The organism is Microbacterium sp. Bi128, from assembly GCF_918698205.1.
Window position 1 is genome coordinate 1 of sequence record NZ_CAKKMM010001548.1, and the last position, 1,148, is coordinate 1,148.

1 protein-coding gene and 1 pseudogene are annotated in these 1,148 nt (G+C 69.0%); both read left to right on the top strand.

All coding sequences use genetic code 11. The annotated features are described in order from the left end of the window. Positions 1-3 precede the first annotated feature (3 nt). The gene (paaC, locus tag LQV45_RS34450) at positions 4-945 is read left to right on the top strand and encodes a 1,2-phenylacetyl-CoA epoxidase subunit PaaC (protein ID WP_230012381.1); all 942 of its coding nucleotides are present in this window, start codon (positions 4-6) and stop codon (positions 943-945) included. Between the two features lie 11 nt (positions 946-956). After that, a pseudogene (locus LQV45_RS34455) lies at positions 957-1,148 on the top strand (phenylacetate-CoA oxygenase subunit PaaJ); the annotation flags it as partial.

The following is a 1,148-nucleotide window of genomic DNA, read 5'->3' on the forward strand; positions in this document are numbered from 1 at the left end:
CCTGTGAGCACCTCACCCGAAACTGCGGCCGCTGCGGCTCCCGCAGAAACAGAAACCGGCGGCCACGGCGACATCTCCGTCGGCGTCAAGGGCTCCAGCGGCAGCGGCGAGGCCACCGCCAGCGCCACCCGCATCACCCCCGGCAACGCCCTCCGTCCGGAAGACATCGCCCTCGCCGTCAGCCGCGGCTCCGCGAAGCCAAGCGAAGACGCTGCCGAGTTCGCCCTGCGCCTGGGTGACGACGCACTGATCCTGGCCCAGCGCCTGGGCCACTGGATCTCCCGCGCGCCGGAGCTCGAAGAGGACGTCGCCCTCGGCAACATCGCCCTGGACGAACTGGGCCATGCCCGGTCCTTCCTCAGCTACGCCGGCGGCCTGGACGGGCGCAGCGAAGACGATCTCGCCTACTTCCGCCGCGAGCACGAGTTCCGCTCCGCGGCGCTCTTCGAGCAGCCGAACGGGGACTTCGCCGTCACCATCGCCCGGCAGTTCGTGGTCAGCTACTACCAGTTCGAGCTCTACCGCCGACTGACGTCCTCCACCGACTCCACCCTGGCCGGCATCGCCGCCAAGGCGGTCAAGGAAGTTGACTACCACCGGGACCACAGTGCCCAGTGGGTGCTGCGCCTGGCCCTCGGCACGGACGAATCGCGCCAGCGCATGATCCAGGCGTTCAAAGTCATCTGGCCCTTCGTGGATGAGCTGTTCCGCGACGACGAACTCACCGGACGCCTCAGCGAAGCCGGCGCCGCGCCCCAGCCATCGAGCCTGCGCGACGACTTCGACCGGCTCACCGGCGAGATCCTGGCCGAAGCCGAGCTCGAGGTCCCCAACGTCCAGCCATCACCGGGCGGGGGCCGCCGCGGCCTGCACTCCGAACACCTCGGCTACCTCCTCGCCGAGATGCAGGTGCTCGCCCGCGAGTACCCCGGAGCCAGCTGGTAGAGACCATGGAAATGTTTGTCTCCGATCCGGAAACCGCCGAGCGCCGCAACGCCGCCAAGGGCAATACTGCCCGGGAGAAGGCCTGGGCGGTCGCTGCCACCGTGTGCGACCCCGAAATCCCGGTCCTCACCATCGCGGACCTCGGCATCCTGCGCGATGTCCAGGTCTCGACGGAACCAAGCACTGACGACGGCGGGATGGTT